The organism is Abyssicoccus albus (genome assembly GCF_003815035.1).
Lineage (GTDB): Bacteria > Bacillota > Bacilli > Staphylococcales > Abyssicoccaceae > Abyssicoccus > Abyssicoccus albus.
The window spans coordinates 958,563-981,597 of the sequence record NZ_RKRK01000002.1; the positions used below are offsets into that span (position 1 = coordinate 958,563).

The 23,035-nt window shown below is 32.8% G+C and carries 19 protein-coding genes; 5 read left to right on the top strand and 14 right to left on the bottom strand.

Annotated features, from left to right (window positions below; translation table 11 throughout):
• Positions 1 to 86 precede the first annotated feature (86 nt).
• The 8 genes from EDD62_RS04665 to EDD62_RS04700 all read right to left on the bottom strand — a co-directional run bounded on the left by EDD62_RS04665 (position 87) and on the right by EDD62_RS04700 (position 8,990).
• Positions 87 to 878: a tyrosine-protein phosphatase gene (locus tag EDD62_RS04665; RefSeq protein WP_123807722.1), complete on the bottom strand. Its 792-nt coding sequence runs from the start codon at positions 876 to 878 to the stop codon at positions 87 to 89.
• A gap of 152 nt (positions 879 to 1,030) precedes the next feature.
• Positions 1,031 to 1,744 (bottom strand): CpsD/CapB family tyrosine-protein kinase, encoded by a 714-nt coding sequence (locus EDD62_RS04670; RefSeq protein ID WP_123807723.1) that lies wholly within the window; start codon positions 1,742 to 1,744, stop codon positions 1,031 to 1,033.
• An 82-nt stretch (positions 1,745 to 1,826) separates the two neighbouring features.
• Positions 1,827 to 2,504, bottom strand: a complete 678-nt coding sequence (locus EDD62_RS04675; RefSeq protein ID WP_123807724.1) for a YveK family protein — start codon at positions 2,502 to 2,504, stop codon at positions 1,827 to 1,829.
• A gap of 203 nt (positions 2,505 to 2,707) precedes the next feature.
• On the bottom strand, positions 2,708 to 4,045 hold the full coding sequence (locus EDD62_RS04680; protein ID WP_123807725.1) for a glycosyltransferase: 1,338 nt from the start codon (positions 4,043 to 4,045) through the stop codon (positions 2,708 to 2,710).
• Positions 4,046 to 4,187: 142 nt separating this feature from the next.
• Positions 4,188 to 5,447: a nucleotide sugar dehydrogenase gene (locus tag EDD62_RS04685; RefSeq protein WP_123807726.1), complete on the bottom strand. Its 1,260-nt coding sequence runs from the start codon at positions 5,445 to 5,447 to the stop codon at positions 4,188 to 4,190.
• A 148-nt stretch (positions 5,448 to 5,595) separates the two neighbouring features.
• Positions 5,596 to 7,788, bottom strand: coding sequence for a glycosyltransferase family 2 protein (locus EDD62_RS04690; protein ID WP_077139970.1), 2,193 nt, complete (start codon positions 7,786 to 7,788; stop codon positions 5,596 to 5,598).
• Between the two features lie 4 nt (positions 7,789 to 7,792).
• On the bottom strand, positions 7,793 to 8,023 hold the full coding sequence (locus EDD62_RS04695) for a hypothetical protein (protein WP_077139969.1): 231 nt from the start codon (positions 8,021 to 8,023) through the stop codon (positions 7,793 to 7,795).
• Between the two features lie 28 nt (positions 8,024 to 8,051).
• On the bottom strand, positions 8,052 to 8,990 hold the full coding sequence (locus EDD62_RS04700; RefSeq protein WP_123807727.1) for an ABC transporter ATP-binding protein: 939 nt from the start codon (positions 8,988 to 8,990) through the stop codon (positions 8,052 to 8,054).
• Positions 8,991 to 9,155: 165 nt separating this feature from the next.
• Here EDD62_RS04700 and EDD62_RS04705 point away from each other — a divergent pair, with 165 nt between their 5' ends.
• A complete protein-coding gene (locus EDD62_RS04705; RefSeq protein ID WP_077139967.1) occupies positions 9,156 to 11,126 on the top strand; it encodes an acyltransferase family protein in 1,971 nt (656 codons plus the stop codon).
• Positions 11,127 to 11,172: 46 nt separating this feature from the next.
• Here the strand turns inward: EDD62_RS04705 and EDD62_RS04710 are convergent, their stop codons facing one another.
• From EDD62_RS04710 to EDD62_RS04735, 6 genes are read right to left on the bottom strand one after another with little or no spacing between them, the layout of a single operon-like run.
• Positions 11,173 to 13,545 (bottom strand): hypothetical protein, encoded by a 2,373-nt coding sequence (locus EDD62_RS04710; protein WP_123807728.1) that lies wholly within the window; start codon positions 13,543 to 13,545, stop codon positions 11,173 to 11,175.
• A gap of 12 nt (positions 13,546 to 13,557) precedes the next feature.
• The gene (locus tag EDD62_RS04715; protein WP_077139965.1) at positions 13,558 to 14,259 is read right to left on the bottom strand and encodes a hypothetical protein; all 702 of its coding nucleotides are present in this window, start codon (positions 14,257 to 14,259) and stop codon (positions 13,558 to 13,560) included.
• Positions 14,260 to 14,273: 14 nt separating this feature from the next.
• Positions 14,274 to 14,651 carry a hypothetical protein gene (locus EDD62_RS04720; protein ID WP_077139964.1) on the bottom strand — a complete coding sequence of 126 codons (378 nt, stop codon included), beginning with the start codon at positions 14,649 to 14,651 and terminating at the stop codon, positions 14,274 to 14,276.
• A complete protein-coding gene (locus EDD62_RS04725) occupies positions 14,641 to 15,780 on the bottom strand; it encodes a glycosyltransferase family 4 protein (RefSeq protein WP_077139963.1) in 1,140 nt (379 codons plus the stop codon). The genes EDD62_RS04720 and EDD62_RS04725 overlap by 11 nt, the downstream gene beginning before the upstream one ends.
• A complete protein-coding gene (locus tag EDD62_RS04730) occupies positions 15,777 to 16,988 on the bottom strand; it encodes a glycosyltransferase family 4 protein (protein ID WP_077139962.1) in 1,212 nt (403 codons plus the stop codon). The genes EDD62_RS04725 and EDD62_RS04730 overlap by 4 nt, the downstream gene beginning before the upstream one ends.
• Positions 16,989 to 16,998: 10 nt before the next feature.
• Entirely contained in the window at positions 16,999 to 17,808 is an 810-nt protein-coding gene (locus EDD62_RS04735) for an ABC transporter permease (protein WP_077139961.1), read from the bottom strand.
• Positions 17,809 to 17,981: 173 nt separating this feature from the next.
• Here EDD62_RS04735 and EDD62_RS04740 point away from each other — a divergent pair, with 173 nt between their 5' ends.
• The 4 genes from EDD62_RS04740 (at position 17,982) to EDD62_RS04755 (ending at position 22,851) form a co-directional block, all read left to right on the top strand.
• On the top strand, positions 17,982 to 19,196 hold the full coding sequence (locus EDD62_RS04740; protein WP_123807729.1) for an LCP family protein: 1,215 nt from the start codon (positions 17,982 to 17,984) through the stop codon (positions 19,194 to 19,196).
• Positions 19,156 to 19,629, top strand: coding sequence for a DUF2538 family protein (locus tag EDD62_RS04745; RefSeq protein WP_123807730.1), 474 nt, complete (start codon positions 19,156 to 19,158; stop codon positions 19,627 to 19,629). Before EDD62_RS04740 ends, EDD62_RS04745 begins: the two co-directional genes overlap by 41 nt.
• On the top strand, positions 19,630 to 20,070 hold the full coding sequence (locus EDD62_RS04750; RefSeq protein ID WP_123807731.1) for a GNAT family N-acetyltransferase: 441 nt from the start codon (positions 19,630 to 19,632) through the stop codon (positions 20,068 to 20,070).
• A 183-nt stretch (positions 20,071 to 20,253) separates the two neighbouring features.
• Positions 20,254 to 22,851 carry an N-acetylmuramoyl-L-alanine amidase gene (locus EDD62_RS04755; RefSeq protein ID WP_123807732.1) on the top strand — a complete coding sequence of 866 codons (2,598 nt, stop codon included), beginning with the start codon at positions 20,254 to 20,256 and terminating at the stop codon, positions 22,849 to 22,851.
• Positions 22,852 to 23,035 lie beyond the last annotated feature (184 nt).

Sequence of the window (23,035 nt, forward strand, 5' to 3'; positions counted from 1 at the left end):
TTTCTAATAAGCAAAGAAATTTTAGAGTGATATTGGTAATATGAATAGAAAAAATAATCTCTTAACCATTACATGACCTATCTCTTTTAAAACAACCCAAATCGCTTCTTTTTCTTCTTCTTACGATTAGACACTGCTTCACTCATCTGTTCAACCGGCAATGTTCTGATCGTCCCGTTTTGAATTACTTGTTCTGCATTGTATAACACTCTATCAACTACATCATGCAATCCTTCTTGCTTTAATACATCTAATGCCTCTCTCATTAGAAACGGTCTACGCTCTACATGATGGGCATCACTCGCAACAAAATGTGCATGGTTCGTTCTTAGCATCTCTATCGATAACTTCTGAATCCGTTCACCTTGTACTCCGGTAATACTCCCTGCTGTAATTTGTGCCAATGCGCCCTTCTCAACAAGGTCAGTTAATTTTGAAGGTCTTTGTGAAATCTCTTTATTTCGCTCTGGGTGGGCAATGACTGGGATATACCCTTTCATTTGAATATTGTAGAACAATTGATCAATATAGAATGGCACTTCTGCACTTGGTAGTTCAATCAATAAGTACTTACTATCATTCAATCCCATATCTAGTCCAGATTGAATATTATCTAACACTTCTCCATACGCATGAATCTCTTGGCCTGGATAGATTGTGATGTCGATTTGGTTTTTTTCTGCAACTTGATTCAACGCATTGACATATCTTCTTACATCTTCTGCTTCTGTATACCAATCAAATACTCGGTGATGTGGTGTCGCGATAATCCCTTTAATTCCTTGTGATACCGCCTGTTTCATCAGGTTTATTGCATCTTCTTCTGTTGCTGCACCGTCATCGACACCAATTACAAGGTGGTTATGTATATCAATCATTTATATCTCCCCTTTGTTTAATAGATTATTTACCCCAGATGCATTACATATTATACCATTCAAATGATTTATATTAACTTATCATTACTATTTCCATCATATTTTAATGTAATATTTACAGAAAAAACCGAGCAGGGTTTCCCCTATTCGGTTTATCCATAATATTTATAGTAATAATAATCATCGCTTGCTTTATTCTTCACATTATTCATAATAATTCCAAGAATGTTCGCATTCGCTTTCTCTAAATTATTCTTCGCTTTATTAATACTATTACGGTTATTATCTTGGGCATTGATGACCATCAGCGTCCCATCTGTATAATTTGAAAATACAGTCGCATCTGTTACCGCAAGAACTGGTGGTGTATCGATAATGATCGTATCAAACTCTGTGCGAAATTCTTCAATCATATGTTCCATTTTTTGTGACGCAATCAATTCACTTGGGTTTGGTGGAACAGGTCCTGCTGTTAAGACATAGAGACTTGGGATCATACTTTCATGAATCATTGAGTATACACTCATTTCATCATTAACGATCGCATTCGATAATCCTTGTTGATTCGGCAATTCGAATGTATGATGCACCGTTGGTTTACGCATGTCACCGTCAATGAGTAATGTACGATTACCTGACTGACTATACGCAACGGCAATATTTGCAGCTGTCGTTGACTTCCCTGCTGATGGGTCTGCACTCGTAATTAAGATGACTTGCATCTTCTTATCTACCGATGAGTAACTTAAGTTCGTACGGATCGTACGATATTGTTCACTGATTGGTGATTTCGGTTCTGTATGAGTAATGAGCTGACGCTTACTATTATTATTCTTTTTTGATTTCTTATTGCTTCTCGATAACATAAACATGCCCCTTTTACATAAATTCAGTAGAATCTTTGTCTTAATTTCGAAAGTTCAATTTCAAATGAGTTTTTTTAATTACTTATTTTTGTTTAAATGCCGGAATACTTCCAAGCACTGGCAATCCAATATGTTGAGCAACATCCTCTTCATTCTTAACACTCTTATCTAAAAATTCTCTTAAGAATGCGATGGCAAGCCCTAATAACGCCCCAAGAATAAATGCAATAGCAATATTCACAAGTGGTTTCGGACTGACTGGTGTTGGGTTCTCACTTTTTTCCGCTTTCGTTAAGATTGATACGTTGTCAACGTTCATAATGTTTTCAATTTCATCTTGAAAAACCTTTGAAATTTCATTAACAATCTTAACCGCTTCAGCTTGTTCCACATCTGTCACCGTTACATTAATGACTTGTGATTGTTGTTGGTTCGTGACATTCACTTTAGATGCTAAGTCTGCTGACTCACCTTCTAATTTTAAGTTATCAATCACTTTATCTAAAATTGCTGGCGTTTTAATAATTTCATTATATGTATTAATCAATTGTAAGTTTGTTTGTACCTCTTGGACTTGTATTTGTCCTTGTTGTTCTTTTTGATTTACTAAGATTTGAGTAGATGCTTGGTACTTAGGCGTAATCAAAAAATATGTAATTAACGCTGATCCAATTGCAAATACTGCGGCTAATGATAAAATCATGAGCAAGTTTTTCTTTAAAATTTGCCACAATTGCTCAATATTAATCGTCTCTGTCATGTTCATTCCTCCAAAATAGCTTATAACACATACATTTTGTTATTTTAATCAAATTTCAATCATTCGTATTTATCATACACTTGTCTAATTTGCACTTCAACTAGTATAGCAAATTTCGTTGCACCTTTTGTATTTTTTATTTGATTTTTACGTTAAATTTACAATTGTAATATTGTTAATTACATAATAAAACAGTGCACTACTTATTGTAGTGCACTGATGAATGACTTAACGTGTACATCTTCAGCATGACGATACACATCATATAACTTCTCTTTCTCATTGTTCCAATTGTACACATGCTTTGCTTGTTTCGCCCCTTCAACATAACTTGCGTGCATTGTTTCATCTTGAACAATCTTATTAATCGCCTGAGCAATCGACTGTGGATCATCAGGATTTACAAGTTCACCAACATTATATTGATTGAACACTTTACGGATTTCCGGTAAATCACTTGCAATGACAGGGACATCTGCCATTAAGTACTCAAATAACTTATTACTTGAGGCAGAGTAATGGTTGAAGCATATATTTTGTAACACTTGAAATCCAACATACGCATTCTTCGTATATCGTGCTAAATCTTTATAATCAACCCGTCCGATAAATTTAACCTTCTGTTGTAATCCCATATCAACAACTTGTTGCTTTAACTCATCCTTTAACTTACCATCTCCGATAAAGACAAGTATCCCCTCATCAACGTACGGCATTGCATTGATCAAATTATGCAATCCACGACCGGCTTGAAGACCCCCTTGGTATAACAAGATCTTCTCATCTTCATCAATTCCAACTTCAGCATGGATATCAATCGCTTCTTTATCTTCAATATTGTAATACTCAGAGTAATTATAGAGCGTATACGGATAGAATCCATACAGTTCCTCGTTATGTGCAGCACGCGTATGGTTTTCAACCATCATTACATCGACAAACCGTAGTAAGTTAGACTCCATCACTTTAACAATATTCTTGTTATAACCTGTACGATCGGTTTGAACTTCGTGAGAGTCATAAATTAACGGTCTAGGCTTTAGTCTAAACTTCGAACAAATCACCCCTTGAATTAACGTATTCAAGTCATTTGACTGATAAATATCAGCATTCATCTTATATCCAGTAAACGCCATACGAATCGAACGGTCTAGATTGATGAACCACTTTCTAATGAAACGCTTCTTAAATGAGGCAACACTTGCAATAAGCAACATTAAAAATGTCGATAACAGCATGATGCTTCGGTAGAACAATGCGACAGATACCACACTCGTCACGCCACCGACAACAATTAAGAATGTCGTCTTATCTTGTCTATACGCTTCTAATAACCAAGGATAGAAATTAATTCGATGCACATTGTATTCACTCTGTTGATCTTTGTTTCTTATTTCCAATGAAGGTAAATCAGGAAACTTCGGATCTTTGAGCGCTACCATATGTACATCATATCCAACTTCACTTAATGCACTACACTCTCTATGCAACCTCGCATCATTTTTGAAGTTATTCCAAACAAATTGTGTGACTTTTTTCATCATTGTCCCTCATTTTCTGTATCGATTTCTTATAGTATACAACAGACCTGCTGTTGGTTAAATCATTTATATTATGTATATTAAAAGAACACACAATACATCCGATGTATCGTGTGTTACATATTGTAGATAACTTCTTATGTTATTTCGTAAACTTCTGTACATTGCCAAAGTTATAATATTGCGTGTCAGTCAATTCATTTTGAACGATATTCTTCGTATCAAAAATAATCTTATTCTTCATTGTCTTGAAGTCTTCATCTGTTAAATCTTTGAATTGTGAGTGATCACTTAAGATTAATACGAGTGAACTATCTTCAACCGCTTTATGAACATCATGTTCAACCCAGTCAAGCTTTACATGTGGGTCATACGCAACTACATCTACATTCGGCTCTTTGCGTAATAATTCATATATATCAAATGCTGGTGATTCACGAATATCATCGACATCCCCTTTATACGTTAATCCGAAGACCGTCACTTTATTCGTGTCTGTTTCATTCAGCATTTCCTTCGTCTTCTCTACAACATACTCCGGCATTGAATTGTTAATTTCACGGCTTAACGCAATTAACTTCGCTTCTTCAGGCGCTTCAGCAATAATGAAGTATGGATCTACTGCTAAACAATGTCCTCCAACACCTGGACCTGGTTTATGTACGTTCACACGTGGATGCTTATTTGCCATTTCAATCACATCATGAACATTGATATCTAATCGATTACAAATTTTTGCAAGTTCATTTGCTAAAGCAATATTTACATCACGATACGTATTTTCCATCAACTTACTCATTTCAGCAGTCTTCGCATTCGTTTCAATCATCTCACCTTGAACGAATGTTCCGTAAACTTTCTTACCCGCTTCAACACATGCAGGCGTTACACCACCGATAATACGGTTGTTATAGATTAACTCATGCATGATTTGACCTGGTAATACACGTTCAGGACAATGTACTAAATAGATATTCTCTCCTGCAACAAACCCTTCACCTTCTAAATAAGGTTTCACGTGATCATCCATCGTACGCGGTGCAATTGTAGATTCTACAATCACTGTATCGCCATCCTTTAAGAACGGAACAATTGATTTCACACCATCCATCACCATTGAAATATCACATGATTTATACTCATCATCCTTATTTGGAGTTGGCACAGCGATAATATAAACATCCGCTTCTTCTACTTTCGTAGATGCTTTAAAACGACCTGCTTCAAGCACTTCTTCATAAGCCTCTTGTAAACCAGGCTCTTCAATATGAATCTGTCCACCATTCAATGTATCGACAGCTTTCTGATTAATATCTACACCTAATACGTCAACACCATGCTTTGCAAACATGATTGACGTCGGTAAACCTATATATCCTAATCCGATTGTTGTTAATTTCATTTTATTTGCTCCATTCTTTCTTAAAATATTATATATTTTTTCGCAATTATTTAATTGATAAATTAATTACTACTTAAGTTTTATTGTAATGATTTATACTATTATAACTAAATATTATCATACCCACAATTAATATATTTAAATCAATTTATTTTGACCTCATCTTTATTTTTTGAATACGTTGATCATTCATTTCGTCTAACGGACTACCTTGTTCTACAAATGCAATGATTTTTGTGTTTGAATTTAAATAGTCACTAAGTTTACTCGGTAAATAAGGGTTTTTATCATAAAAGTCAGATGTAAGTGTATCCGTTAAGATTAATCGATTAAATTGTTTTAAAAGTGATAAAAAGTCAAAATAATTTTTATAAGAATATATACTTATAAGCATACCGTTGATATTTTCTTCGTCTAAACTATGAAGTTCTGATTGATTTGTAAATACATGTAGCTTAATTTTTTTATTAATATTCAAATACGCTCTATGTTCATAAATGTTATTAATTAATTGCTCTAATGATCTATTTTTGTAAAACGCCCCGAAATAAGCAATATGCTCATAATCATTGTCCAATGGGAAATGTATATCACTCACTGAGTACAACTCTTTTTCGGTGATTGGCTGCCCTTGAACTATAGATTTTTGTTCGATTTTATGTCTTAGATCACTTTCCTTAATCCTATTTAGCATTAATTCTTTCTGATTAATATTCGTAAAGACTAATTGATCTGCATAAATAAATGCGATCAGTTCTGCAAGATTAAACATATTATCATCAATATAGCTTGTCCAAGAACGAGGTACATTTTTTTTGAGAGATTTTATGAAGTTTTGATTTGTCACTTTTGAATACCTTATATGATGCTCGGTATCATATAAACTTGGATCCGAAAATTCTGCGCTCCATATGATATTTTTTTGTTGCTCTTTTAATATGTATGCTAGAAAATGACTTGCAGGCCAGAGAATTCTTGAGTAGATCTTTTTATATTTCTTTTTATTTTGTTTCACTTTAGCCAAGCCTCGATTGACAAACCCTTCAATATCATCCCATTGTCTGAATGAAGTAGAACCTTCTAAGATCATGTGATTTGCAATATAGGGTCTTGCAATTTTATTCAAGTTAAAGTCAATATCACGTACTTTATACATGTCATGACTTATGACATCAACGATTTCTTTTCGTTCACGTATTCTCTTGGCAAGAACAATTCCACTTGTATCAACAAATGGAGGAAAACAATATCCTATGTACAAAGTATTTGCTAAACCTTTATTAATATATTCAAATGGCAAATACTCTTGTTTTAAGTCTTCAACATCAGTAATAACCCGATGTTTGTCTTCTGGATTCTCTTTTAGGTAGACATTAATAAATGAAGCTTGTGCATTCATACGGTTTTTGATGAAATATCTTAAATCGGTATCATCTATTATGTTCAATAATTTACCAAGTCTATGGATCACCATTCGGCGTTCTGTTACATTAAATTCAAAAGATAATTCTCTCCTACTCACTGAATGGTCCTGGATCACTCGATAATAAATTAGGTCATCTGATCGGTTACAAATATATAATGTCGGCTTATTTTTGACAACAAGCTCCATCATAAATACAACATCTTCACCGCTATTTAGTTCATCATGAAATCTTAATTTAGAAGATTTTATCATTGATAATGGAATAATCTTTGCGCCATTCATAGACAATACTTTTGATAATGATAAATAATCTGTAGTCTTTTGACCTACGAATCGCTGAATATCTTTTTGGATGACATTTTGGCCTTCATCGTTGTTTAATCTATACATTAATCTATTTTGTTGCTCAACGTTATATATATGAGTAATAATGATTGTATCATCATTGCATTTATTAATTAATTCTAATGATCTTTTTATATAATTCCGATGAATGAAATCATCACAATCTAGAAATGACACATGAGAATAATGAGCATAATCAATACCAACATTCCGCGCAGTTGATGCACCAGGATTGCTGAATAACACCTTGTATCTCGTTGCTAAATTGCCGTCTTGCTGGCACTTTGTGCGAATGAATTCTTCATCTTCATCTACAGAATACTGATCACCATTTAAAATAAATATGACTTCGACATTTTGAGACTGTATTTGTTGTTCGATTAAACAATCAATCAGACCATCCAATAACCCTATGCCTTTATAGACTGGAATAATTAGAGATAATCCTTTAGGTAATTTCTTTTGGTCTATTGATAAGAATTCATCATTATTGATATCTTCTAGATTCTCATCTCTCGATAGTCTTTCTAAAGCTTCATTGACCTCATTCAATCTTTTTCTGTAATTCATAACTTCACCTTTTAATTTTTCTCAAAATTTTACCTAACACTCGTTTAACTTTGAGCCAAACTCTAACCATTAGATCCTTCTTTATTTTGTTATTTTCTTTTTCAAATTTTATTGCCTTATTTTTATAAAACTCATTCTTCTCTTTCAATTCAATAATTTCCTGTAAATATTCTTTCTCTAACATAAGGTACTTTGCTTTTTCATCAACATCATTACGATTCAAATCTTCAACCATATCATCCCCCCTAAATTCTATTAATCTATTAAAGGTGAATCACATCAAGCTGTAATAAGACAGTTATAAACGTTAATATAACAAAAAAAAATATTTGCACTGCATTGAACAAAGAATTCTTGTTAAAACTTTTATCAATTTTTACAGGTTCGTCTATTTGACCATCTGTCATCGCTTTTTTATACCTTAATTGTTTCTCTTTCGGGTTGTTATTATAACCTCTAACAAAGCGCGCATATAATCCAATCACAGGCGTGCAGTCACCATAATCTCTTAACTCTCCATAATGGAGCCATAATGCTTTATTACACATTTTTTTAATTTGACCAATCGAATGACTGACGAAAAATATTGTCTTACCTTCTTTTTGGAATTCTTTCATTCGCTCAATACACTTATTACTAAACGTATCATCACCTACTGATAACGCCTCATCTACAATTAATACATCAGGATCAGTATGAACAGCAATCGCAAAGCCTAAGCGTGACCTCATTCCGCTAGAATAAGACTTAATCGGTTGATATATAAAATCGCCAAGTTCTGAGAAATTTACGATATCTTCATATCGATCTTTAATCTCATCTTCAGTTAAACCATGCATCAAGCATTTCATATAAATATTTTCTTCACCAGTCAATTCATTATTCAACCCCGCTGAGATCGCGATTAAGGAACTCTTGCCGTTGATTTGAATATCACCTGTCGTCGGCTGCGTTGCTTCTGCTAGTAAGTTTGATAATGTAGACTTACCCGCACCATTTAAACCAACCACACCTACGCTATCACCTGGCTCAACTTTGAATGAAATATTCCGCAGCGCATAATATACCTTTTCTTCTTCACTTTGCCAAAACTTAAAAAAAGATTTCGTCTTATCACTTTTTGATTGGTTCACAGGAAACGTTTTACTCACATTATCTACAACCACTTTGTATTGGTTATTTATTGAATTATTTGTGCTCATTTTCCTTACTCCTACCCATTGAATAATAATCAATAGTTTATCACGACTTATTTTATTATACCAATTAAACTGCAATTCATATATAAATTTAAATAATGCATTCAAAATTATAACTAAATCATGTATACTTTAGTTATTTGTAAAATATATTTGAGGATGATTTTAATGAAAGAAACAATACAAATCGAGAAAAAATATAGACCTGAAATAGAAGGATTAAGAATTATAGCTGCATTGCTTGTTGCTATTTATCATATATGGTTATCTAGAGTTTCAGGAGGAGTAGATGTTTTCTTTATTATTTCTGGGTTTCTTATTACTACATCTATAGTCTCAAAAATTAATAAATTTGGTGAATTCGATGGTAAACAATATTTTTCAAATTTATTTAAAAGGTTATTCCCAGGGTTAGCTACAATAGTTATAACAACTATCATTTTATCTATCATTTTATTACCTGATTTTTTAATCAAACAAACCATGAAAGAAGCTATAAGCACATTGTTATTTTTTGAAAATTGGCAATTAGCACTAAGTAATACAGATTACCTTGATTCGGAACAAGTAAAAACCCCATTTGAACATTTTTGGGCGATGTCAATTCAAGGTCAATTCTATGTCTTTTGGTTCTTTTTATTTACTATTTTACTTTTTACATATAATAAATATAAATATAATTTTGTTAAAGTATTAAATATAGTATTAATATCTATTTTTATTTTGTCACTTTGCTTTTCAATATATCAAACGTCTGTAAATCAGCCGGTAGCATATTTCAATCCATTCGCTAGGGTTTGGCAATTTGCATTAGGCGGATTACTATGTGTGAATTTATCTAAAATTAATATACATAATTACTTCGGGAATATTTTAGGTTGGATTGGACTACTAGGTATTATTAGTACAGGTATAATATTTGAAGTATCATCAAAATTTCCTGGATATATTGCACTATTCCCAATGATTTGTACAACTTTTATTTTAATATCAGGAAATAAATACAGTAGATTTGGAGTCGAAAATCTACTGAGTCATCCTATAATGGTTAAATTAGGTGGTATTTCCTTTGGTATATACTTATGGCACTGGGTAATTCTTTCTTTTTACCATTATAAAATGGGAAATAATGTTCCTATTTTACATGGTTTTATCATCATATTTTTATCAATAATACTGAGCTATTATATGACTAAATATATTGAAAAACCTATTAGAAATAGAAATTCTATTAATGGTAAGAAAAATCTCATTATTTTATTTATTATAACAATAATATCAATGATAATATTTTTAATATTTTCATACTTTAAATTAAACGAAAATCACACAAATAAAAATGATAATTATCTTGGTGCAAAGTCAGTTTTAACTGATACCTATAAAAGTTATGACGATTTTATTCCTAACCTAGCAAAAGCCCCCAATGATAGACCTGTTAGTTATTTTGATGGTGTAAACCAAAATGTAGATGCAGCTGAAGTGTTAATAGGTGAATATGGAGATACTAAAACATATAAATATACTGTAGTTCTTGCAGGTGCTTCGCACACAGCTCATCACCTAGGTGCAATTAAATCATTTGCAAAAAGTGAAAATATTAGGCTCATAAATATCACTAAATCAGGATGTCGTCTAACTTCAGAACAAGATGAAGATCCAACATGTAATGTTTGGAAAAAAGATGCCTTTAATAAAATTATTGAATACAATCCAGATTTAGTTGTTACATTAGGTACTGTTACAAAGAATGATAACAGTGATTATATTTCAGAAGGAATGATTGATTACTTTAAAAAGTTCGATGAAAAAAATATTGATATTTTAGCTACAAGAGATACACCTAGATTCAAATTTAGTATACCAGAAATGATAGAAAAAAATGGTATAGAACAAACAAAAGAAGCAATGAACAAGTATCCATCATTATCTGACACTCCACCATGGAAACAACACGTTAACATTCCACACAATGTTCATTTTGTTGATTATACACAATACTTTATGATTAACAATAAATATTCACCAATTATTGGGGGAATTATTATTTATCATGATAAAGCTCATATTTCAAACACATATTCTGAATCTATGGGCCCTATATTTAAAAAAGATATTATGAAATTATTGGAACAATAAAAAACACCATGAAAGATAATTTGATTTATCTTTCATGGTGTTTTCTTTATTTGTTACAAAGAATCATACCTACCTTATATAAACTCTTTTGCCATTTTTCATTCATTCGTTTAAACGTGTTTGCATATTCACTAAATTCATTCATATTCGTAATATATAAGTTATCATATTGCTGCTTAGAAAGGATACTACCTTCTTCTACAAAAGCCCATGTCAAAGCCTTACTGCCAATATAATCACTTAATTTCGATGGCAAGTACGGGTTCATTTCTTTAATTCCTATTGTATGCGCATCAAAAATCAATAATGCATCCATTTTATTCGTTAAATTTAAGAACTCAAAATAGTCTACAAATGGATTCAATTTAATATTTTTCTTAAATGTTGAGTTATTTCTAAAGCCTATTACTTTACTATTTACATTTGTAAAGACATGTATCATGAAGTTATTAACCCCAGCTTCAACTAAATACTTACAAACAAGCTCTATCTCCCTAAATCCTCTCGTATCATAAAAGTTACCAAAGTATGCTAAGTTGATCATTCGTGGTGCTACTGAATAATAAGATTGAACCATCTCATAACTTTCTTTAGAAGGTGTTGGATGTGGTGTAACAATCGCTCTATCTCTAATAGATTGCTGAATGGTAGGATCAAATCTCTCAATCATATATTCTAATTGATGATCGTTTGTAAAGATTAATCGATCAGCAAATGCAAATGATATTAATTCACATACATTAAACACGTTATCATCGACAAGCTCCTGGTAACCGTTTGGCATGATAGATTTTACGGACTCCACGTACGATAAATCATCAATCGGTGCATAACGTAAATTGGATGAAACATCCGTATGCAATGGATCAGAAAACTCCGCTGTCCATGTTATATTTGGATTATCACGCTTAATTTCAAAAGCTAAGAAATGAGATGCTGGAAACATCGCTCTTGAATATAATGCACTGTACTTATGTTTAAATGTATTATACTGATCTAGCCCTTTTGCTGTAAATTGAGAAATACTCCCCCAACTACTAAATGCCTGTGGTGCATTTATTTCAAATTGTGTATCAATATAATTATCAGCCAATTTTATCAATTTATCATCTTTTTTTCTAATTCTATCCATTTTATTAGAGATAATATCAACGATTTCTCCACTTTCAGCAATACGTTTAGCCATTACATTACCTGATGTATCGATATAAGGTGGGAAGCAATACGCTATCACAAGCTCTTTCGCCTCACCTTTATTTAAAGTAGAATAACTCAAATTATTATATGATTTAAGTGTAGCTATTATTTCTTGATCATCGTTTGTTTTTTGTTCTATTAAGTTCTTTAAATATAATATGACTTTATCCGCTTCGTATTGAATAAATTGTGTCACTTCGAATGATTGACGTACATTAAGAATATTATTCAATTGCTTTAAGTAATATAAAGCGCTTTGAGATGTAGGCCTTGATGTAAAATCATTAAAATATTTTTTATTAGTACTTATCACATTTCCACAATGACTATTTAAGTCTACAGTGTAATGACTGGCTGTTAAAACTTCTACTGCAAATAACCTTTTAGACACCTCTATATCTTGAGCATCTGAAAGTTTAAACATGCTAAACATCTTGCTCGGAATAATTATCCCTGTCAATTTAAGAAGACGCTCAAAAATTAATTCCTTTGGGTAAATTCCTTTCTCAGCTTTATGATTCACGGATTTTTCGTCTTCTAATGTTGTGACGATTTTATTTAAATAAGGATGCACAAATGCTTCTGATGAGTCATGACTTGTTTCTTCAATTTCACTTTGAGAAGAAACATCATGATTCAATGCAGCCGGATTAACATTTGACACTTCTTGTTCTTTGATTTCTTCTTTTATAAATGAATCAAATATAGAATTAAAATACGTATTTTCCAACATTTGATTCGATTTATTATCGATGAGTTGTCGTTTGTCCTCCACTTTAAAATGCGTTAAAGGATAGACAGTATTCGAATCTAACGATGCTAATTCATTTGATAATGAATCGAAGTCGATATACTCATCGGTATCAATTAGCATTGCATGTGTTCTACTTATTAAATCAAGCCCTTTGTTGAAGATATGATGTATAGAATTACTTTCTACCATCGTTACAATATGTACAGACTGAGATAAATGAGTAGTCAATTCATTATAAGCTTCATACCGATGACATATAAATATACATTGAATTGAAGGGTTTAGTTTCCGTATTTTTTCTATGTTTTGTATGATCATTTGTACATTTTGTTCATCACAAATTGGGATGATCATTGATAATCCTTGTTTCGTATTGGTATTTGAAGGATTAATCAGTTTAGAAATTGCACTGGATGAAGCATCTTGACCACTCACACCAAGTTCAAATTTGAATTTTACGTTAGACATCAAATCCCCCCTTTAACTTTTACGTTCCCAATATTTTAATTGTAATCTTCCTAATCTAGAATTCCTTAAATTATCCAGTCGTTCTTTTGTTTGATTATATTGCTTTAATAGTCGTTTATACGCATCACTTTCTTTAGGGTCCGTCATGACATTTATATTTTCTTGAGTTGTTGAGTTTTGCTTTAAATGATTATAGTCTTTTTCCATTTCAATATAATCGGCTTGCATATCATTCATCATTCTAGAAAAAATGGCTTGTTCCAATGGATTCGAATCTGAAATTTTCGATGTAATTGGTTCGACTTGTAATAATTTTTTATTGTTAATTATAATATCTTCATTAATTTTTTTGTCAATGTAGATAATTTCATATCTCTCTTCATGAGGATAGTTTTGAATGATAGGTCTGTACTTAATCAACTCTTCAACATTTGATTGAACGATTCCATAATTGCAGACTAATTTAAACTTTACAAAACCTAACTTAAAAACGTTGCTAAAAATATTACTCCAATCAAGTCTATATTGATTTAGCGCATCCTCTAGGTTAAATGTTAAAGTCATTCGTTCACATTCATCATTTTGAATCGATTTTGATATATCTTCAAACAACTGATTTTGTAACTCATTGTTTAATTCACCTTTAATTGCGACATTAAATTCAATATTTTGATCGGTAATATCTTCAATTCGTGTTAGTTTATAGGGGGTCATTCGATACACTCCTTTTAAGCCTTTTTAACTTTAAAGTTTATATCCATAGAAGTTTTTCTTTGATTTTTATTCATTTCTTTAACAAAAATCTTAGCTTTATATTGACCAATCGGTAAATCAAAGATAAAAGTATTTGATAATTGATACATCACTTTTTTTAGTTCTTTATTATTTTTGGCATTGTATAAATAACATGCATATCTCATATTATCTCCTGTTGCATTCACAATAAGACCAGTATAAGGAGGATTTTGATCAACTTTTACATTATTAATTCTTAGCGTTGCTGGATTATTTTCTAATAGTTCTTTTGTTTCTAACATCATAAATTCTATTTGTGATTCTAACTCTTTATATGCAAATTCCCAATCAATTTTTTGATTATTTTCCACCATTAATCACCTCAACTTCTTTATTAATCACAATATGTTTACCTGCTTTTGATTGTATGCTTTCATGTGCGTATTCACTCATTGCAAGAAACTCTTTATGGTGCTTCACTAAATATACAATAGCGTTGGCCATCTCTTTGACATCATCTCGCGGCACAACAATACCTGCTTTATTAGGTTCAATGTATTCTTTTATTGCTCCAATATCATTAGAGATAGGAACTAATCCACTGCTCATTGCCTCTCCGAGAGAAACACCTTGTGAATCATGGCGTGTTGGACCTAAATAAATTCCATGCTGAGCGTGAATATAAGGTATTTCATTTTGTGGAACAAATCCTTTATGTAAATGAACATTATCAAATTGCTTTAAAGGCATTGTGATTTGATCGAATAAAGGCCCATCTCCATATAAATTAAACTCTAGCTTTTTGAAAATCCGTTTCTTACTGAGATATAAAATGACGTCTCTAGTGATATCATTTGCATAGTTTTTAGCAGTATATGGTCTAATATTACAAATTTTAAATCGATCTTCTTTAATCTTTTTACGGTATGGAAATAAATCTTTATCAATTATATTTGGAATGATTTCATATTTTTTCGGTTCAATCCCTACATATGGATCAACGTATTTCTTTTTGAATGATTCTGAGACGTAAATAAATGTTATATCTAATGTTTTGTGTGTAAATAGATCACGTAACATGTTTTTTTGATCTTCAAAATGCGTATCTTTACGATCTAATTGTGTTAATAATGTTTTGTGACTACTTAAATAATTGTAGTATCTACTATACCAAGGTTCAGCTTCAAATCCATGTAACCATATAATAATCCGTGGATTATATGTGAGTTGTTTTAGAGCATAGTACATTTTGAGGTTTATAAAGTGAATTAAAATCCCTTCATATTGTTTACTATTCATTAAATTGGCCAGTTGATATTCATCTAAATATTTAATTTTAACTCCATCATAATATTCATCTAGAGTGACCTTTGTGGACATCACGACAACTTCTACATCGATTCCTTGATCCATATATGCTTTCACTCGTCTATGAACAAATGCATTAGAATAAATTCTATTTTTATTAGGGTAAGCATTCGCTATTAATAAATATGTCATAACTTCCTCCTATCCATTTCTCCAGTAACAAATTGGTTAAATAAGTGAAAATTATTTTCCCAAACAAAATATTCTTCAACATACTGATATGAATTTCGTTGCATCGATTCAAGTCGTTCAGTATCCTTCAATAATTCTTCAACTTCCAATGCAATTTCTTTCATCGATTTACCATGCGTCAATATTCCTAACTCATTCTTTGAAATCATCTCGCCATTAATCCCTTTTAGATTTGTAATGACCGGAGTACTCTGTGATAATGAATCTATGATTTTCCCAGGTAGTACTCGTTCAAACGTATCAGTTTCTTTCAAAAGCGATAAAGATAATTTGTGTTTATTCAGTTCATTTAGAGCACTTATTCTAGACATTTGCCCTTTAATTTCAATATGTACTAATTGATTTATCTTAACATATTCTCTTACGACTTGTGCTTTTGTTCCATAAGGTACTAGAGTAACCTTAATTTTTAACGAGTTAAGCTCTTTTAATAGCTGACATATTTGTTCAACATTTTGTGCATACCCTATATTTCCTGTATAAATCACATCTTTTGTTTTATGTAATTGCTGATTAAGTTCTTCAAATAATAATCCATTTGGAATATATACTGTATTTTTTTTCGGTTTAGACGAATCAATATTTTCGATATGAGTAATAAACTCTTTGTTATTAACTACTATTTTATTTGCTATTTTATACATCTTTTTCTCTAATAACTTCAATAAACCAAATATAGGTATTTTTTTAAATAAGTCTACTTCCTTAACACTATCTGGCCATAAATCTCTAATTTCTAAGATAATTTTTTTATGAACAATTTTTGATTGAAAAAACATCGCCGACCAAGGCATAAATATATTTGGTGATGTGACATAAATTGCGTCATATTTATGTTCGTTTCTTTGTACGAAACGATGGACATATAACATCAATTCAAAATAATAAAATAACCTAATATACAAGTTCGAAGATTGCTTATTTAACTTGGTTTTCATTCTATATATATGTCGATGTTCAGACTGATTTAACTCATAGTCATTGTACAACCTATGATCATCAAACAACTTCTTGTTTGGATAGCTTGGATACGTTGTCAGTACGTCAACATGATGGTGTTGACTCAATAATTTAAAAATAGATTTCATTCTATGCGCACCAGATCCAAGCTCTGGATAGAAGTTTTGACTGATTAAAAGTATATTCATGTCGACTCCTTTATAAATAATCAATTAATTTTGCATTGAATTTTTTATGCATTATTGCTCCAATTACAAGTAAGGTTATCGTTAATGTCCAAAAATATAAATGTTCAGTTGGTGCCCCATATATAAATTTGTCGCCATGGATAAATGCATTTCTATAAATACCTACCAAATATGCAAACGGATTTAATGCAACAATTTTTTGAAATAGAGGATTCACTGTCTCGATTTGCCAAAATATTGGTGTTAAGAAGAATCCCATTCTAATAATATTTTGTAAAACATTCTTCAAATCTCTTACCATGACGATCAATGTTGACATAATAAGAGTAATCCCAAATATAATTGCATACGATGCAAAAACAAAATATATAAACTCTAAATAATGAAATACTGAAACATATTGTTGATAAATTGAAATTGCGACTATAATCAATGTTGTGAAGAGTAGATTAATGAAACTATTCGTTAAACTAATCGATAATAATGTTGATGATGGAAATTTCATTTTCGTCACTAAATCGAGTTGAGATAATAATGCGTTTGAACCTGTATTGATCGCTTGAGATATAAACAACCATGGGAATAGTCCAGTTATTAAATGAATAATGAAAGGAATTTCTTCATTTGGTGCTGTACTTCCTCTAAGTCCTAGTCCAAATACAACATAATATATCGCAACTTGCATTAACGGTTGTAGGATATTCCAAAACATACCGAGATAATGGTTTGAATACTCGATCTTAAGATTATATTTAGCTAATTGAATAATAAGTTTTGCATTATTTAATTGGATTTTTAAAAGCTCAAATAATTCTTTCATGTATAGAACCTTCTTATCATTTATATATTATGTATTTGATTAAATCATTTTAACACAACATCACATTAAAAACATTCATCGAATCATGCTTGGCTGTTTTTTATTATTTGAAAAAATATAAAATCATCTATATAATCATCGTATTAACTGTGTTTGAATTATTGGAGGATACTATGAACAAAACCATCCGCTACACATTATATATTATATGCTACTTACTCATTATTATACCCATAGTTCACTTCGCCAATCTATATTTTACAACAGGATCTGCTGTAGACAATTCATTCGGTGGAATCGAGCGTAATAAATCTGATTTACGTGACAATAAGGTTGAGCCGACGAAAGATTCGATCAATATCCTTCTATTAGGCATTGATTATAGTGAATCTCGTCAAGAAGCACACAATCAATCTATTGACCGTTCTAGAACAGATTCTATTATTTTGGTCACGTTAGATAATGAAGATCAAGAAGTAAGAATGACCAATATCCCACGTGATACTTTCGCGTTTATGAAAGAACAAAACTTCTTCGACAAGATAACACATGCCCATGCCTATGGTGGTCCGGAGGCGTCGATGGATAGTGTTGAGTCGTTACTTAATGTACCGGTCGATTATTATGCTAGAGTCAATATGAAAGCTGTTGTTGAGATTGTCGATGAACTTGGTGGTATCGAATATGATGTACCGTTCGATATGGATGAACCGAATTCGATGGACAAAGGACGGATAGAGTTAGAAGAAGGCTTTCAACAATTGGACGGTGAAGAGACTCTCGCCATTGCGCGCTCAAGAAAATATGATGGTGACCTTGCTCGTGGTGCAAGACAAGTCGATGTCGTTCAAAAAATTATCGAAAAAGCAAAATCTACTGGTGCATTAGACAATATGGATGAAATCTTAGAGATTATCCAAGACAATTCACAGCACAACTTCTCGTTTAAAGAAATTCAATCGCTCGCAAGTTATTACGCATTTAACACGGTTGATTTCAAAAAGGAACAACTCGAAGGCGATAATTATCAGCCAGGGAATGTCTATTATTATAAGCCAGATCCAGAAAGCTTATACACTTTATCTAAGAAAATTCGGAAAGATATCCATATGGATAAGCCAAATCCATTAGACTTTATTAATATACGTATTCAAGATTACGTCTATCCATATTATTTCGTGACGCCAGAACAACATGAATATGTGCCTGAAGCATTGCCTGAAGAGATTGAAGAAGACTTCCCATTAGAAGAAGCAGAAGAAGCCTTTGAACCAAAAGTATACGAAGAACCAAAAGAAGAATCTGTTGAATCTATTGAAGCTGTACCAGAAAGTGAGGGAGAAACATATGAAGAAACAGAAAGTGAATCAGAAAATCGAACGTATTAATCATTTATTTGATACACTCGAAGCACAAATTAAAGATCAAGGATTAGATCCCAATATTGAAGAACGTTACTTCTTTTTAAATGATACGCATCGAGACAATTTCGACCTTGTGCAGACATACTATTCCAACATCGTCACAAAACCGTACATTGAGGCCCAATGTTATCTTTTAGCACTACCAGATATATACGACAACGTGAATATATTCGATTATGACGAACCGTTAGATTGGGTTTTTAATGGAGATGATTATTCTGAAGTATTCCATAGTCTATCGATTTATAATCAAAATATCGTACAGATTGGATTAGAAGCAAACGGTGTCCTCACGTCAAACCCAACAGGGTTCGCACAAGCAATGTCACATTTCAACATCGAACAGATGAAAGTTTTCTGGCAGTTCACTGCGATTCATAGGAAAGAGGCGTTGTAAATGTCCAATAAAGTTCAGCAAGCCAATACATTTGTATTGTTTGGTCACTGTGTCAGAATTCGATTTGAAGTGTTCGTAATGGAACAAAACGTTCCAAGCCATGAAGAGTTAACTGGACAAGAAGATGAGTTCATCCACTTCATCGCACAAGATACAACATCAAAAGATTACATTGGCACTGCATTATATGAAGTCATTGATGATCAGATCATTCACATTCGTCGTGTTGCAGTGAGCAAGTCACACCGTAATCAAGGGATAGGACAAATGCTGATTGATTATATTGAACAATTTGCTCGGACGAAAGGATTTAAAGTGTCAGAGCTCGACGCTCAAGTTCAAGCCATTCCGTTTTACGAAAAGTTAGGATATGTTGTTGATTCTGACGTCTTTTTGGATGCTGGTATTGAACATCGAACGATGAAGAAAGACCTACAATAACTTTAAACTGCAACAGATAAATCGGTTATCTGTTGCAGTTTTTTCTTTGATTTATTTGTATTTATTTTACAGGAGTATAACAATAAGAATAAATTTTTGTAAATTATCAATATGACCATTCCATCTGCTCTATGAACTGTTTATAATAATATAGTAAATACAATTAAGTAAGGAGAAACACGAATGAAAAACAAACATATCATTGTCCCTACGCTCGCAGTCACAATGCTTGCCTCTACATATCATACAGTTGATGCAAATGAACTGACTTCAACTGAACAAGCTACGACTGAAGTGCCTTCTTCTGAACAAGCTACAACTGAAGCACCTTCAACTGAACAAGCTACAACTGAAGCGCCTTCTTCTGAACAAGCTACAATTGAAGCGCCTTCTTCTGAACAAGCTACAACTGAAGCGCCTTCAACTGAAAAGGCTACAACTGAAGCGCCTTCTTCTGAACAAGCTACGACTGAAGTGCCTTCTTCTGAACAAGCTACAACTGAAGTGCCTTCAACTGAATCAGCTACGACTGAAGCGCCTTCTTCTGAACAAGCTACAACTGAAGTGCCTTCTTATCGAATGGCATCCATTACTGCAAATAAAGTACAAACAGTAGACCAAAATTCTCCTGTAACAAATGATGAAATTGAACGTGCAAATGAAGTGCCACTTGTTGAATATTCATACATTGACGGGACTTACAAAGCACATTACCGCAATGGATATGCACGTCCAGAAGGAATTGTAGCGCACGAAACAGCAAACCAAAATTCTACAATTCATGGTGAAATTGGATATATGACACGCAATAAAGACAATGCTTTTGTTCATGCATTTGTAGATGCAGATCACATTATCGAGGTTGCTCCAACTGAATATTTAGCTTGGGGTGCGGGTCCGGTTGCAAATGAGCGTTTTATGCATGTTGAACTCGTTGAACATAACAATCGTGAACAATTTGTTAAATCGATTAATAACTATGCGGCTTACCTAGCAAATATGCTTTATCGATATAAATTAGGTGTCGATCAAGTTGAATACGACCAAGTTGGAACACTTTGGTCTCACCGTGCTGTGAGTCAATTTTTAGGTGGCACAAACCATGTTGACCCACATGGTTATTTGGAACGTAATAACTACAACTTCCAAGACCTTGTAAAGCTTGTGACTAAAAAATATGATGCTCTAGTGAGTAAACAAGCGAAACCGATCGTAAATCTACCTTATACAGAATCTCAAACAAATCAAATGGCTCGTATGAATACAAACCAAGATGTTGTCTATAACTCAGTCACTGATGTGACACGTCATTCTTCTAAAGATATGCAAGATAAGGCTTATTTTGTAAAGCGTCAAGTTAAGTACAATGCTGATACGTATATGCTGTTACAAAACAGTGAATCTGGACAATATTTAGGATGGGTTAAATCTCAAAACTTAGAGCATTACAATATTGTCGAGGAAACACCTTTTGCCAAAAAAGCAAATGTGAATGGAACAGCACCTGGTTTACTCAATAGACCTTTCGGTACGGACCGTCAAATGAGTCTAATTTTTGACAAAGCACCGACGAGTGAATTCAATATAGAAAAGCAAGTTAAAGTTGGACCTCACACATATTTATACGGATTATTAGATAACACTTATGGATGGTTGAACTTAAAGCAGTTAATTTCCGATCAAGTTATTAGTGAACCAACACCTAAGCCAGTTCCAGAACCTACTCCAACGGAACCGAAACAACCTGAACCAACTCAAGCAAAACCATCTTTAGTTACGATCGCTAAACAAGTTCTAAATGGCGAATGGGGTGATGGTTCAACGCGTCGTGCGAAGTTAACTGAAGCTGGGTATAACTATCGTGAAGTTCAATCAGTCGTCAATCGTATTTTGGCTGGTGAGACAGTTGTAGAACCTGCTCCAACAACTACGACGCCTAAACCGAAACAACCGACTCAAACACCTTCACAACCAAAAAATACAACATCAACTCAAACATCATTAGTGACGATAGCGAAGCAAGTCATCAATGGTGAATGGGGTATCGGTTCGACACGTCGTGCGAAGTTAACTGAAGTGGGGTATAACTATCGTGAAGTTCAATCAGTCGTCAATCGTATTTTGGCTGGTGAGACAGTTGTAGAAACAACTCCGACGGCTAAACCGACAAAACCGAAACAACCGACTCAAACACCTTCACAACCAAAAAATACAACATCAACTCAAACGTCATTAGTGACCATTGCGAAACAAGTCATCAACGGTGAATGGGGTATCGGTTCAACGCGTCGTGCGAAGTTGACTGAAGCTGGGTATAACTATCGTGAAGTTCAATCAGTCGTCAATCGTATTTTGGCTGGTGAGACAGTTGTAGAAACAACTCCAACTACTCCGGCGCCTAAACCGACGAAACCGAAACAAACGACTCAAACACCTTCACAACCTAAAGATACAACATCAACTCAAACATCATTAGTGACGATAGCGAAGCAAGTCATCAATGGTGAATGGGGTGTTGGTTCAACGCGTCGTGCGAAGTTGACTGCAGCTGGGTATAACTATCGTGAAGTTCAATCAGTCGTCAATAAAATTTTAACTGGTAAGCCTGTCACAACGAAGGTTGAACCTGTTAATTCAACTGTAAGTAATCCTGATTTAACTCAAATTGCTAGAGACGTCATTAATGGCAAATTTGGAGTTGGATCAGAAAGAAGATATTTACTAGAAAAAGCAGGTTATTCATACACAGAAGTACAAGCCTTAGTAAATCGTATGTTATAAAAAGATTTCAATAATAAAACTGCTACTGATATAAGGAATATCAGTAGCAGTTTTTTTATGGTTTCTAAAAAGCTGCGGAATATAATACTCTTTTATTCCACAGCTTTCATTCATACATTCTACTCTTTTCATTCTGTGGAATATAACTCTCTTTTATTCCACTGTTTTTATTCAAACATACTAC